This window comes from Mesorhizobium sp. WSM4807 (assembly GCF_055811615.1).
The window spans coordinates 222,727-236,875 of the sequence record NZ_JBVVQY010000003.1; the positions used below are offsets into that span (position 1 = coordinate 222,727).

Annotated in this window: 13 protein-coding genes; 9 read left to right on the top strand and 4 right to left on the bottom strand. The window is 61.9% G+C overall.

Annotation, left to right across the window (positions count from 1 at the left end):
- Positions 1–56: 56 nt before the first annotated feature.
- Positions 57–893 (bottom strand): universal stress protein, encoded by an 837-nt coding sequence (locus tag AC0L3N_RS05330; RefSeq protein WP_473546158.1) that lies wholly within the window; start codon positions 891–893, stop codon positions 57–59.
- A 323-nt stretch (positions 894–1,216) separates the two neighbouring features.
- Between AC0L3N_RS05330 and AC0L3N_RS05335 the strand changes: the two genes are divergently transcribed.
- The 9 genes from AC0L3N_RS05335 (at position 1,217) to AC0L3N_RS05375 (ending at position 11,213) form a co-directional block, all read left to right on the top strand.
- Complete coding sequence (locus AC0L3N_RS05335) at positions 1,217–2,779, top strand: bifunctional aminoglycoside phosphotransferase/ATP-binding protein (protein WP_473546160.1); 1,563 nt, start codon at positions 1,217–1,219, stop codon at positions 2,777–2,779.
- A gap of 31 nt (positions 2,780–2,810) precedes the next feature.
- Positions 2,811–3,260: a thioredoxin TrxC gene (gene trxC, locus AC0L3N_RS05340; RefSeq protein WP_473546162.1), complete on the top strand. Its 450-nt coding sequence runs from the start codon at positions 2,811–2,813 to the stop codon at positions 3,258–3,260.
- Between the two features lie 218 nt (positions 3,261–3,478).
- The gene (locus AC0L3N_RS05345; protein ID WP_473546164.1) at positions 3,479–4,231 is read left to right on the top strand and encodes a FadR/GntR family transcriptional regulator; all 753 of its coding nucleotides are present in this window, start codon (positions 3,479–3,481) and stop codon (positions 4,229–4,231) included.
- A 63-nt stretch (positions 4,232–4,294) separates the two neighbouring features.
- On the top strand, positions 4,295–5,200 hold the full coding sequence (kdgD, locus tag AC0L3N_RS05350; protein ID WP_473546166.1) for a 5-dehydro-4-deoxyglucarate dehydratase: 906 nt from the start codon (positions 4,295–4,297) through the stop codon (positions 5,198–5,200).
- A gap of 108 nt (positions 5,201–5,308) precedes the next feature.
- Positions 5,309–6,820: an ABC transporter substrate-binding protein gene (locus tag AC0L3N_RS05355; RefSeq protein ID WP_473546168.1), complete on the top strand. Its 1,512-nt coding sequence runs from the start codon at positions 5,309–5,311 to the stop codon at positions 6,818–6,820.
- Positions 6,821–6,899: 79 nt separating this feature from the next.
- On the top strand, positions 6,900–7,814 hold the full coding sequence (locus AC0L3N_RS05360; RefSeq protein WP_473546170.1) for an ABC transporter permease: 915 nt from the start codon (positions 6,900–6,902) through the stop codon (positions 7,812–7,814).
- 3 nt (positions 7,815–7,817) lie between these two features.
- Complete coding sequence (locus AC0L3N_RS05365; RefSeq protein WP_473546172.1) at positions 7,818–8,741, top strand: ABC transporter permease; 924 nt, start codon at positions 7,818–7,820, stop codon at positions 8,739–8,741.
- Complete coding sequence (locus AC0L3N_RS05370) at positions 8,738–10,384, top strand: ABC transporter ATP-binding protein (protein ID WP_473546174.1); 1,647 nt, start codon at positions 8,738–8,740, stop codon at positions 10,382–10,384. The genes AC0L3N_RS05365 and AC0L3N_RS05370 overlap by 4 nt, the downstream gene beginning before the upstream one ends.
- A gap of 340 nt (positions 10,385–10,724) precedes the next feature.
- On the top strand, positions 10,725–11,213 hold the full coding sequence (locus tag AC0L3N_RS05375) for a nucleoside deaminase (protein WP_123149285.1): 489 nt from the start codon (positions 10,725–10,727) through the stop codon (positions 11,211–11,213).
- Positions 11,214–11,245: 32 nt separating this feature from the next.
- Here AC0L3N_RS05375 and AC0L3N_RS05380 read toward each other — a convergent pair whose 3' ends face one another.
- The 3 genes from AC0L3N_RS05380 to AC0L3N_RS05390 are packed head-to-tail and all read right to left on the bottom strand — an operon-like array spanning position 11,246 to position 14,144.
- Positions 11,246–12,214 (bottom strand): ABC transporter ATP-binding protein, encoded by a 969-nt coding sequence (locus AC0L3N_RS05380; RefSeq protein WP_473546176.1) that lies wholly within the window; start codon positions 12,212–12,214, stop codon positions 11,246–11,248.
- Between the two features lie 2 nt (positions 12,215–12,216).
- The gene (locus tag AC0L3N_RS05385; protein WP_473546178.1) at positions 12,217–13,224 is read right to left on the bottom strand and encodes an ABC transporter ATP-binding protein; all 1,008 of its coding nucleotides are present in this window, start codon (positions 13,222–13,224) and stop codon (positions 12,217–12,219) included.
- A gap of 2 nt (positions 13,225–13,226) precedes the next feature.
- Positions 13,227–14,144 carry a dihydrodipicolinate synthase family protein gene (locus AC0L3N_RS05390; RefSeq protein ID WP_473546180.1) on the bottom strand — a complete coding sequence of 306 codons (918 nt, stop codon included), beginning with the start codon at positions 14,142–14,144 and terminating at the stop codon, positions 13,227–13,229.
- Positions 14,145–14,149 lie beyond the last annotated feature (5 nt).

The following is a 14,149-nucleotide window of genomic DNA, read 5'->3' on the forward strand; positions in this document are numbered from 1 at the left end:
AAACCGCCCGCCTCCGGCCGGCGGACGGACTGATGTTCCGCGACAGGCACCGGCGGCTACCGCGCCATAAGGATCGGCATCGACGGGTCTTCAAGCATCGAGACGGTGACGCCGCCGAAGATGCGCTCGCGCAACCGGGAATGACCATAGGCGCCCATCACCAACAGGTCGGCGGCGATGTCGAGTGCGTGCCGGCGAAGTACGTCGACGACTGAATGGTCCAGGCTGGGTAGCCGGTCGACCGTGACATTCACGCCATGCCGCGCGAGATAGGCAGCGGCGTCGGCTCCGGGTTCGGCCCCGTGGCGGTATTCGTCCTCCACCGGGTCAACCATGACAAGGTGCACCTCGTCGGCGCCTGGCAGCATGTCGAGGGATTCGCGGACGGCACGCGATGCCTCCAGACGGGCATCCCAGGCAACCAGCACGCGTTTCGGCTTCAGGGTCGGCCGTGACCCCTCGGGGATGAGCAGCAAAGGCTTTCCCGAAGAAAACAACGCGCCTTCGATCGCTTTGCTTTTCAGCGTTTGGTCGGCAAGCAACTCCGGTCCAATAACCGTAATGTCGGCGTAGCGGGCACGGCGGCCGATGGTGTCGTCAACCCAGCCGGCTTCCGGATATTCGCTGGAGACATCGGCCGAAGGCGCCCTGCCGGCGAGAAATGCCGACACGGCAGCGGTTCGCTTCTTCAACAGATTCTCGTCGGCCTGACGCTGTTCGAGCCAGGCTTCTGAAACGACCGCGGCGTACTCTCCGACTGGCGGCGGCGCAGCAATGGCAACCACCAGAACAGCAATATGGGCGCCGATTTCGTTGCACAGGTCGGCGGCGAGCTTGAGATCGTTGTCACCCTTGTTCGGTCCCGTAACGGTAAGTATCGTCCTGAAAGCCATGGTGGCTGCTCCCGATTTTAGGTCAAACCCCAATCGTCGCTGCAACAACAGCGAGACGGCTCGGCGCGTTCCTGGCGCTGAGTGAAGAACGTCGCCGCGCATCATTTGATCCGTATCAACGTGCCCACGTGCCGACGCCAATAGATTTCAGGCCGCCGGAGCTAAGAAATACGCCCCGAACACCGGAAAAGCATCACCACGGAACGCATCCGTGACCTGGCTGGTTATATCCAGACGCTGCAGCAGTAAGGGCCCGATGGCGCGGAATTTCAGCGACCACGCTCGTCGGATTCCAAAGGTTGGATACGATAAAGAGGCACCCGATGATCGTCGAAGATCAGGAATCCGTGGCCGCGATGTTGATGGACCCTGCCGAATATGGCGAGAGCGGGCCGGTCGAGGCGATCGAAACCCATATCTCGCGTGTCTTCCTGGTTGGCCAGCGCGCCTACAAGATCAAACGAGCAGTCAAGCTGCCCTATGCCGACTTCTCGACCGCGGTCCTGCGGCTCGCCGCTTGCGAAAAGGAGGTGGAACTCAACTCCAAGACCGCGCCTGGCCTCTATCTGGGTGTGCGGCGCATCACGCGAGAGGCCGGCGGCAAGCTCGCCTTCGACGGAAGCGGCAAACTGGTCGATGCGGCGATCGAGATGGTCCGCTTCGACCAGTCGAAGCTGCTCGATCGAATGGCAGTCGGCGGCGAACTGACGCCTGCGTTGATGACGGCGGTCGCGCGCATGATCGTGCGCTATCATCGCGGCGCGCCGGAGGTCCACAAGAGCAGCGGATCCTCGAACCTGGCAGGCGTGCTCGCCATAAACGAAGCCGGCTTCGCCACTAGCCATGTTTTCGACGAAGCCGAGATCAAGGCATTCACTGGGATTTTTCGCACCGCCCTCGCCCGTCATTGCGAGTTGCTCGACCGGCGGGAGACGGCAGGCAAGATCCGGCGATGCCACGGCGACCTGCATCTGCGCAACATCTGTCTCTTCGACGGAGAGCCCCGCCTCTTCGATTGCATCGAATTCAATGACCGGATCGCCAGCATCGATGTGCTTTACGACCTGGCCTTCCTGCTGATGGACCTTTGGCATCGCGGTTTTCCGGAACTCGCCAACCTGGTGATGAACCGCTACCTCGACGAAGCAGACGACGAGGACGGCTTCATTCTCCTGCCGTTTTTCATGGCCGTGCGGGCCGCAGTGCGCGCGCATGTCACCGCAACCCAGATCGAGGAAGGCAGTGCCGATTCCGGCGGGCTGATTGCCGAGGCCAGATCCTATTTCGAGCTTGCCCGAACACTTCTCCAGGCAAGGCCGCCGCGGCTGATCGCCATCGGCGGCTTGAGTGGTTCCGGCAAGACGGCCGTTGCCGAGGCACTCGCCGCACATGTCGGCGTGCCGCCCGGCGCGCGCATTGTCGAGAGCGACCGCATCCGCAAAGCCATGCATGGGGTGCCGGCCGAAACGAAGCTGCCGGACAGGGCTTATCGACCTGATGTGTCGGACCGCGTCTACCGCGAAATGGCATGGCGCGCCGACTTGATCCTTGCCGAAGGTGGTTCGGTGGTCGCCGATGCCGTCTTCGACCGGCCGGCCGATCGCGACCGCATCGAGAAGGCGGCAAACGGCAGAGACGTTGCTTTCGCCGGATTCTGGCTGGAGGCGGATCCGCTTGTTCTTTGGCGACGGGTAAGCGAGCGCCGGGGTGGTCCTTCCGATGCCACCATCGATATCCTTTCGCGGCAATTGCAACGAAAGGCCACCCCGTCCACCTGGCGCAAGGTCGACGCCGATCGAAAGCTCGCCGACATCGCCGCTGAGTTGGCAAAGGTTTCGGACGCGGCCGCTGCTGCGCAGGGTGCTCCACTCAAGACAGCATCGTGACGGCGACGCGCATAAAGATGGGTGAATGGGCATGACGCAGGAAAAACTGGTGGTTTGCGGCAAATGCGGCGGGGTCAATCGCCTGCCGCCGGGACGGGATGCCGGGGACGCGAAATGCGGAAAGTGCGGCTCTAAACTGTTCTCGGGTCACCCGGCAGACGTCGATGCACAGAGCTTCGATCGCCAGGTCACGCGAAGCAGCCTCCCCGTTGTCGTCGATATCTGGGCACCATGGTGCGGCCCCTGCAAGATGATGGCGCCGGCCTATGAAGCGGCAGCAAACGAACTGGAGCCGCATGTTCGCCTGATCAAGCTCAATTCCGACAATGAGCAGGCCGTGGCAGCCAGGCTCGGCATCCGCGGCATCCCGACCATGATCCTCTTCTGTGGCGGACAGGAGGTTGCGCGCACATCCGGCGCAATGACGGCGGGGCAGATCGTCAGGTGGGTCCGCGATCACCTGCCGACGGCCGCAGCCTGAAAGCCGCCGCGCCCTGGATTCGCCCATCGCCATGGCCGAGTAGCAAAGACGTCAATGAGCGCGAGCTAGGTGGGCCTGACGGCCGAAACGCGGAGCGCAGAAGACATATGATGATCTAAATGCATTCCACCTTGGATGATCATTTTCATATGATGACCTCGCTTTTGACCCGCGCTAGGAGTATGGAACCTCATGACCCGGCAAAGTTTGGAGGACCCATGCAGCAGGCCGAACATCGAACGTCCCGCAGGTCGTTCGTTTCTCAGGTCGCAGATGCGCTGCGCGGCCAGATCGAAGCCGGCTTTTATGCGCCTGGCGACAAATTGCCGACAGAACCCGCGCTGATTGACCGGTTCGGGTTCAGCCGCACTGTGGTCCGGGAGGCCATTGCCGCGCTTCGCGCCGACGGGCTGGTGGAATCGCGGCAAGGCGCCGGCGTCTTCGTTCTCGGCCCGAAACCCGTCGACGAGGGATTGAAGCTCTTCACCGACGAAACGAACAAGATCTCGGACATCATCGAAGAGCTCGAGCTGCGCATCGGCATCGAAGTCGAGGCAGCCGGCCTTGCTGCAGCCCGCAGTTCGCCGGCGCAGGAGGCCGAAATCGAGGCCCAGGTCGAAAGGTTCGCCGATCTCATGGCGCAGGGGCAACCCACCGACGAGGCGGACTTCCAGTTCCACTTGGCGATTGCCACCGCAACGAACAACGCCCGGTTCAAGGCATTCCTCGAACATATCGGCCGGCGGATGATCCCGCGGGTGAAGTTCAAGACGATGATGGGCGGCATCGATCCCTTGCCCAATCGCGACCATCCAATTCTGGAGGAGCACAGGGAAATCGCGGATGCGATTCTCGCGCGCGACCCGGAAAAGGCGCGTGAGGCGATGCGCCGCCATCTGGTGACGGGGATAAAGCGCTATCGTGCCCTCACCGTCAGGCGCTCGACGAACCAGGACAACACCAGCGGTTGACTCGTTCGCATACTCATCATATGAATCTGGATGACATCATATTAATTTGTGGGATGGGTTCCTTTGTCGCCAGATGAAATCAAGTCGCGTGTCGCTTCAGGGCTGCTGTCGTTTCCGGTCACACATTTCAACGAGGATTTCAGCCTCAATCTCGAAAGCTATCGCGCGCATGTGGAATGGCTATCGGGGTTCGGTGCCGCTGCCCTGTTCGCGGCCGGCGGCACGGGTGAATTCTTCTCCCTGTCGCCGGAAGAGGTCGCCGACGTTACACGTTCTGCCAAGGAAGCCTCCGGAGACGTGCCTATCATCGCCGGCTGTGGTTACGGCACGGCGCTCGCCACGGAAATTGCCCGCCGCGCCGAGGCTGCGGGAGCCGACGGTCTTTTGCTTCTGCCGCATTATTTGATGGAAGCCTCGCAAGAGGGGATATTCCGGCATGTCAAAGCCGTGTGCGAATCCACCGGCCTCGGCGTCATCATCTACAACCGTGCGAACTCGGTCGCCAATGCCGACACGGTTGCTCGCCTAGCTGACGCGTGCCCAAACCTCATCGGCTTCAAGGACGGCACAGGCAAGGTCGATCTTGTCCGCCACGTCACCGCAAAGCTTGGCGATCGGCTCTGCTACATCGGTGGCATGCCCACGCATGAGCTCTTTGCCGAAGGCTTCAATGGCGCCGGCGTGACGACTTATTCCTCTGCGGTGTTCAATTTCGTGCCGGAATTGGCACAGCGGTTCTACAGGGCGATGCGGACAAGCGATCGCGCCGCAATGGAAGGAATCCTGCACAGCTTCTTCTTCCCCTTCGCGGCTTTGCGCGATCGAGAACAAGGTTATCCGGTGTCGATCATCAAGGCAGGCGTCGAACTCATAGGACGGACGCCCGGCCCGCTTCGCCCGCCGCTGACGGATCTGAAGCCGCAGGAGAAGGACGTGCTGCGCGGACTGATCGCGAAAATCGCCGCCTAGTCGCCGCGAGATCGGCAAATTGTCGGACCAACGGGACGAGGAGGTTCGTCCGTCGCCCGACAGCCAAAACGGAAGATCCCAAAATGGAAGATCAAAGGGAGGAGAGACATGAATAGAAGCGTTCATACGATGGCAGCTGTCGTATTGATGACCGCTGCCGCGCCATCGGCTGTCGCACAAGAAGCGGCGCAGGTGATCCGTATCGTCCTGCCGGAGCAACCAGCCAATCTTGAGCCCTGCGGCACCATCATCACAAATGTCGGCCAGATACTCAGCCAAAACGTGGTTGAATCGTTGACCGTCATCGATCCGAACACCGGACAACCCCAGCCGAAACTGGCGACCGAGTGGATCAGCGTGGACCCGACCACCTGGCGGATCAAGCTGCGCGAGGGCGTCAAATTCCAGGACGGAACCGAACTCAATGCGGATGCGGTCGTCTTCTCCATCAACAGGATGATCAGCGGCAAGCTTACCTGCAGCAACATTGCGAAATTCGGCGATGCCAAACTGACGCTGACGCCGGTCGACAACCTGACCGTCGAAATAAAGTCGGACAGGCCCGAGCCCATCATGCCGACGCTGTTGAGCGTGGTCATGATCGTCTCGCCGAAGACACCGGTCGACCAGGCGGTGAACGATCCGGTCGGGACCGGCCCGTTCAAGCTGTCGACCTTTTCCCCGCAAACCGTAGTGCTGGACGCGTTCGACGGCTATTGGGGCAAGAAGCCGGAGATCACGAAGGCAACCTATGTCTGGCGGCCCGAATCCTCGATTCGAGCGGCCATGGTCGAGACCGGGGAAGCCGACCTGACGCCGTCGATTGCCATCCAGGACGCCAGCAATCCGGAGACGGATTTCGCCTACCTGAACTCCGAAACCACGGCGATCCGTATCGATGCCGCCGAGCCGCCGCTCGATGACCTGCGCGTCCGCAAGGCGCTCAACCTCGCGATCGACTGGGAAGGTCTTGCGCAGCTGTTCGGCGACGACGTCAAGCGTGCGTCGCAGATGGTCGTCTCCGGGATCAACGGGCATGACGATGCGCTCGAGCCTTGGCCATATGATCCGGAAGAGGCGAAGAAGCTCATCGAAGAGGCACGCGCGGCGGGCGTCGCGGTCGACACCGAGATCAAGCTCATCGGGCGAAACGGCATCTATCCGAACGGCGCGGAAGCGATGGAGGCCATGATGACGATGTGGCAAGACGCCGGCCTCAACGTCAAGCTTACCATGCTCGATGTCGCCGACTGGCTGCGCTATCTGCAAAAACCGTTCCCGCCGGAGCGCGGCCCCAATCTCCTGCAGATGATGCACGACAACAACAAGGGCGATGCTGCCTTCACTGTTCCGATCTTCTACCGATCGAGCGGCAGCTACTCGACCGTGGCCGATCCGGCGTTCGACAAGGAGATAGACGAGGCCCTGGCGGCGACCGGCGAAGCCCGCTCGAACAGCTTCAAGGCGATCTTCGGCAAGGCCCGCAGGCAAGTGGTGGCGGACATCCCGATGTTCCACATGATCGGCTATACCCGCGTTGGCACCAGGCTGGAATGGAAGCCCGATATCACCACCAACAGCGAAATACCGCTGGCCAATATCGCTATCAAAAAAGACTGAGTGATACGGGGCGCCGGGTCCGATCGTGGTCCTGCGCCCCTGACCCGCCTCCGTCGATATCCGTCCAAGGGCATCCCAAATGATTACCTATCTTGGACGCCGGGCGTTCCACAGCATCCTGTCGGTCATAGGTCTGTTGACGCTGGTCTTTTTCCTGACACGGCTCACCGGCGATCCTTCCGCCTTGTACCTGCCTCTGGATTCGACTGCGGAAGCTCGGGCCGCGTTCGCGCGGTTGAACGGCCTCGATCAGCCGATCTATAGGCAGTTTCTGGAATATTTGCGCGATCTTCTGCAGCTGGATTTCGGTGAATCGCTACGCCAGAACCGCTCGGCGATGCAGGTTGCGCTTGAGGCGTTCCCGGAAACGCTGAAGCTTGCCGCCGTCGCGATCACGCTGTCGACCGCTTTGGCCATCCTTGTCGGCTCTCTTGCGGCCGCGCGGCCGGGCAGCATGTTCGACCGTATCGCCAGCCTCGTCTCTCTGGCCGGCGCAAGCGCGCCGGATTTTTGGGTCGCCATCGTCGGCATCCTTGTCTTTGCTGTGGGGCTCGGGCTTTTGCCGACTTCCGGCACCGGAACCTGGGCCCATTGGATCATGCCTACCTTCGTGCTGATGCTTCGCCCGTTCGGTCTCCTGGTGCAGGTCGTGCGTGGAACGATGCTGTCCGCGCTTGCCTCTCCATACATCAAGACCGCAAGGGCCAAGGGCCTGCCCCGACAGAAGATCATCTTCGGGCATGCGCTTCGCAACTCGCTGCTGCCCGTCGTCACGGTCGCCGGCGACCTGGCGACCGGTCTTGTCAACGGCGCCGTCGTCGTGGAGTCGATATTCGGCTGGCCCGGCATCGGCAAGCTGATGATCGACTCGATCATCCAGCGCGATTTTGCCGTCGTCCAGTCGACCATTCTGGTGACGGCCACCGCCATCTTCATCCTCAACATCGCGATCGATCTGCTCTACGCGGTTCTCGATCCGCGCATCCGATATTGAGCCATGACGATCATCACCCCCGACACCAAGCCGGCGGCCGTTCCAGGCAGCGGCAGCGTGCTTCTCGCCTATTTGAAGCGCGACAAGCTTGCGCTCGCAGCCGCTATTTTCCTGGCGATCGTCGTGATCGCGGCGGTCCTCGGCCCGTGGCTGGTGGGCGATGCCGCTTCGCGGCTGGGGCTGCGTCAGCGCAATCTCGCTCCGTTCGCGCTGGCCAGCGGCTGGATCTATGTCCTTGGCGCCGATACCCTTGGCCGGCCCATTCTGGCCAGGCTGATTGTCGGCGCGCAGAATACGTTCGGCATTGCCGCGGCGGCGGTATTCGCGTCCATGCTGGTTGGTGGAACACTCGGCCTGATAGCGGGCTATTCGGAGCGCTGGTACAGCCATCTCATTCTGCGCCTGGCCGATGTCGTCATGAGCTTTCCCTCGCTGCTGCTGGCGCTCATCGTGCTCTACACGCTCGGCCCGAGCATCACCAACCTGGTGATCGTTCTCGCCGTCACGCGCATGCCAATCTACCTCAGAACGGCGCGCGCCGAAGTGCTGGAGTTGCGCGAGCGCATGTTTGTGAGCGCGGCGCGAGCCATGGGTGCGAAGCCGGCCCGGATCATCATCCGGCATATCGCACCCCTCGTTCTGCCGACATTGGTGACGATTTCAGCCATTGATTTCGCGACCGTCATTCTCTCGGAATCGGCGCTGAGTTTCCTTGGCCTTGGCCTTCAGCCACCGGATTTTACCTGGGGTGCAATGGTAGCAAACGGCCGCGGCTATCTCGCCACCGCCTGGTGGATCGCATTCTGGCCAGGTCTTGCAATCATGCTGACGACGCTGTCGCTCAACATCCTCTCGAACTGGGCGCGCACCGTTGCCGACCCGCAGCAGCGCTGGCGTCTTCAGACTTTGCGAAAAACTGTCCGATGAGCAACGCAACCAATCCCATTCTCAAGGTCGACGGCCTGACCGTTGATTTCCTTTCGGACAATGAGCCGGTACGCGCCGTCAACGACGTCTCTTTCCACGTCAGCCGTGGCGAGACTCTCGTGATCCTCGGCGAAAGCGGTTCGGGAAAAAGCGTCAGCACCAGCACGGTGATGGATCTCATCGATTGTCCGCCAGGCGATATCGTGGCCGGCTCCTGCCTCTTCGATGGTGTCGAACTCTCGGGCCTCGGCGCGGAGGCACGCAGAAGCATCAACGGCCGCAGGATTGCGATGATCTTTCAGGATCCGCTCGCCTACCTGAACCCCGTCTACACGGTGGGGCGCCAGATCGAGGAGGTCTATGAGAGCCACGGTGCGGGAGACGGTAAGGGCGCACGCGCCAAGACGATAGAACTGCTTCGGCGCGTGGGCATTCCAGAGCCGGAAAACCGGGTCGACTTCTATCCGCATCAGTTCTCGGGCGGACAACGCCAGCGCGTGATGATTGCCATGGCGATCGCGTTGAAACCGGACATCCTGATCGCCGATGAGCCGACGACGGCTCTGGACGTCAGCGTGCAAGCGCAGATCCTCGATCTGCTGCGCGATCTCCAGCGCGAGACCGGCATGGCGTTGATCATGATCACCCACGACCTCGAAGTCGCCTCGTCCATGGCGGACCGGATTATCGTCATGAACGGCGGCAAGGTCGTGGAGACAGGCATCGCCAAGGAGGTCTTCAGCAATCCGCAGCACGCCTACACGCGCCGCCTCATCTCCGCCCTGCCCCACGGCAACGCAGCGGAAGCGCCGAATAAGCGTTCGACGACGATCGCCGACAAAACCCTGCTCAAGGTGGAACATCTCACCAAGCACTATGTGCTTGCTTCCGGAGCCTTCAGCAGCAAGCGGATGTTCAAGGCGGTGGATGACATAAGCTTCGAGGTCAGGAGAGGAGAAACGCTCGGCATCGTCGGCGAGTCGGGCTCCGGCAAATCGAGCGTCGCGCGCATGCTGCTGGGGCTGAACGCGCCAAGCGCGGGCAAGGCCGTGTTCGCCGGTGAGAACATCTTCGAGATGAACGAGAAGCGCCTTATGGCGTTTCGGCGCAAGGTCCAGATGGTATTCCAGGATCCATACGGATCGATGAATCCGCGCATGCGCGTTTACTCCATCATTTCCGAACCCTGGGTGATCCACCGCGATATCCTGCCGAAGAACCGGTGGAAGGCTCGAGTGGCAGAGCTCCTGGAATTGGTGGGGCTGTTGCCGGAACATGCCGACCGCTACCCGCACCAGTTTTCCGGCGGCCAGCGACAGCGCATCGCCATTGCACGGGCGCTTGCGAGCGAGCCGGAACTGATCGTCTGCGACGAGGCGGTTTCGGCACTCGACGTCTCCATCCAGGCGCAGGTGATCGACCTTCTGGCCGACCTTAGGACCAGGCTCAGCCTCTCATATATTTTCATCACACATGACTTGCCGATCGTGCGCCATTTCGCCGACCGGATCATGGTCATGAAAGATGGAAAGATTGTCGAGGAAGGCCAAACCTCGGCGCTGTTCGGGGCGCCTCGCCACGAATATACGCAAAGCCTGTTGCAGGCCGTTCCCAGGCCCAAATGGCTTACGCAAGCTCAATAGTCCGAGCCTAGCGCGAGCGACGCCTGGCAGTGCCAACCGCGCGTCGCGGAGACTTCTGCACCGGCCCGGGTTTCATCCTCCCGCAGTCAGCCTTTGAACAGCCGAACGTCAAGCTCGAACGGATCGACTCGTACGATTTTGATTCGGGCCGCGGCAGGATGACAAGGATTGATGAGCACATTCTCGTCTGGCCCGTCCGAGATCGGGACAATGGCTGACGGAACACAGAACAGAGCAGCGCTGACGCTGTTCAGCCCCTCATTGCCGAGCCGAATCCGCCGACTTGAGTCGGCGGATTGTTCGGCACTATGATCAAACCGCACTGCCGGAGGATCTGCCGATGCCACAACGCCCCTATGATGAGCGCCTGCTCCGTCAGGCGTTCGAAGTCGCGCGCAGGGCCCGCGATGCTGGCGAACATCCCTTTGGTTCGCTCCTCGCTGACAAAGACGGCAATGTGTTGCGCGAGCAACTCAACGGTTACAAATCCGGAGGGGGCGACCGCACCGCTCATGCCGAAAGGCTGCTGGCCTCGTGGGCGGGGATGAATTTCAGTCTCGAAAAGCTGGCCTCCTGCACACTCTACACTTCGGCCGAACCTTGCGCGATGTGCTCCGGAACAATCTATTGGGCGGGCATCGGACGGGTCGTCTTTGGGCAGAGCGAACATGACGTCAAAGGGTTGACGGGTGCACACGTCGAGAATCCCACACTCGACCTCCCCTGCACGATCGTTTTCGAAGCTGGGCAGCGTCCGACTGAAGTCGTCGGCCCACTGCTTGCCGATGAAGCGGCGCAACTCCAGGCCGATTTCTGGAAAGACAAGTAGCTCAATTGGCGCGCGCGGAAAACGACTGAGTGCTAGGCGATGTCGTCGCGAATGCAGGCCTTCAGATGGCCATCGGACGTTGTTGCCCGCAATGGCGGGACGATTCCGGCGCAAGCATCCAGGGCAACCGGGCAACGGGTTCGGAAAACACACCCGGTTGGCGGGTTTGCCGGGCTTGGAATGTCGCCCTTCAGCACCTGCCGGCCTTGCTTGGCCAGTGGGTCGAGCGACGGAATGGCCGAGAGCAGCGCGCGCGTATAGGGATGCTGCGGCCGGGCATAGAGCGCGGCAGCAGGTGCGACTTCCATGATCCGGCCGAGGTAGAGAACGATCACCGTGTCGCAGATATATTCGACGACGGCCAGGTCATGCGAGATGAACAGCATGGTCAGACCGAGCCGGACCTGCAGGTCGCGCAAAAGATTGATGATTTGCGCCTGGATCGAGACATCGAGGGCAGAGACCGGTTCGTCGGCGACGATGAATTCGGGTTCGAGCGTAAGCGCCCGGGCGATGCCGATGCGCTGACGCTGCCCGCCTGAAAATTCGTGGGCGTAGCGGTCATAGGCGTCGACCGGCAACTCGACCGCGGCAAGTGCCTTCTCCGCCCTCGCCCGCCGCTCGCGCCTGTTGCCGATGCGCTGAATATCCAAGCCTTCGGTCAGGATCTGCCCGATCGTCATGCGCGGCGACAGACTGGCGAACGGATCCTGGAAAATATACTGCATCTTGCGGCGCTGGCGAGCCAGCGGCCCGGCGCCCAGCTTGGTGATATCGACGCCGTCAAATCTGATTTCGCCGGACGTCGGCTCGATGAGACGCAGCACCGAGCGGCCGATCGTGGTCTTGCCCGACCCGGATTCGCCGACGAGGCCGACCACCTGGCCGCGCGCAATGTCGAAGGAAATATCGTCCAGCGCCCTGACGACGGGACCGCGCGAGAACGCCGTCGGCGCAAAATGCTTGGTCAGATTCCTGACCGAAAGGAAGGGGGCGTCCACTGTCAGAGATCCTCCCAACGCAAACAACGGCTTTGCTGGGTCGGTGTCGCCGCGAACAATGGCGGTACAGCAGTGCGGCAGGCATCGACAGCCAGGGCGCAACGCGGCGCGAAGGAGCAGCCATTGGGCAGCAAGGCCAGCGACGGAACATTGCCGGCGATGGTCGGAAGTGGCGTTCCTGCTGCCTTTAGCATGGTGGCCTGGCCGAGCCGCGGCACCGAACGCATCAGCCCGGCGGTATAGGGATGACGCGGACGAGTGAACACCTCGCTCACCGGACCCGATTCCACGATGCGCCCGGCATACATGACCGCGACCCGGTCGGCGATCTCGGCAACGACGCCGAGATTGTGCGTGACGAACAGAATGCCCATGCCGCGTTGCGCCTGCAGCTCGGCCAGCAGGTCGAGAATCTGGGCCTGGATGGTGACGTCGAGCGCAGTGGTCGGCTCGTCGGCGATCAGCAAGGTCGGATCGCAGGACAATGCCATGGCGATGGTGGCGCGCTGGCGCATCCCACCCGACAGCTCATGCGGGTATTGCCGCGCCCGCCAATCGGGGTCGGGAATGCCGACCTGAGCCAGCAGCTGCACGGCATCAGTTGCCGCATCACGATGCGACTTGCCGAGATGGATGCGGATCGGCTCGGCGATCTGTTCGCCGATGGTGTAGACCGGATTGAGGCTGGTCATCGGCTCCTGGAACACCATGCCGATGTCGTTGCCGCGCACCTTGCGCAGCGACTCAGGATCGAGGCCGGTCAGCTCGGTGACAGTGCCGTCCCTGCGCCGCAGCGCGATCGATCCCTCGGCGATGCGTCCGATCTTCTTCGGCAGCAGGCCGATGATCGACAGGCTGGTGACGGATTTGCCCGATCCGGACTCGCCGACCAGCGCGACCGTCTCGCCCGAACCGATCACCAGATCGACGTCCTGCACGGCGGCGATGTCGCGTCCGGCGATACGGAACACCGCCCGCAGACCGGAAATCGAGAGGATCGGAGCGTCCACGGTCAGCGCAGCAATCCGACGTCGCGAAGGATGATTTCGACCTTTGCGATTTCCTCGTTGTTCAAGCTGCGTTGCGGCCGCGCCATGGTGTTGGAGGCGATGATGCCGAGGCTCTTCATCGCGGTCTTGAAGGCGCCGACGCCGGCCGAGCCGGCGCTTGTTCTGCCGAGCGAGATCCAGACGATCTCGAACAGCTTCAACAGCCGCTCCTGCTCCAGGCGAGCTTCGGCGTGCTGACCCGCCTGCATCAGGTTCCACAGCCTGACGTAGCCGTGCGGGTCGACATTGGCGAGGCCCGGCACGACACCATGCGCACCCATGGCAAGCACGCTGTCGACCAGGATCTCGGACCCGGTCATGCCGAAGAAACTCGGATCGTTGGCCATGTCCTTGAGCACATAACGCAGATTGCCGTCATCGCCGCTGGAATCCTTGATACCGGCGATAACGCCTTCGCTGGCAAGGCCGACGGTGGTCCTGCGCTCCAGCTTGACATGGACGCAGACCGGGATGTCGTAGGCGATGATGGGGATGTCGACGGCGTCCCTGATATAGCGGAAGTGATCGCCGATCTCGGGTTGGCTGGTGCGGGCATAAAACGGCGCGGTGACGACGACGGCGTCGGCACCGGCCGATCTGGCTATCTTGGCGTGGTTGATGACACGATCGGTTGTCGGATCGATCACCCCGGCGAAGATCGGAACACGGCCGTTGTTGACCTTGACCGCGTGCTCGATGATCGCCCTGCGGCCGGCCTCGTCATGGAAGACTACTTCGCTGGTCGAGCCGAGCACGAAGAGCCCGTGGACGCCGCCGTCGAGCAGGTTTTCGATCGTCCGGGTGAACGACGGCAAGTCGACATTGAAATCGGCATTGAGCGGGGTGACGACAGGTGGCACGACGCCGGAAAACAGGGGCATTTGAA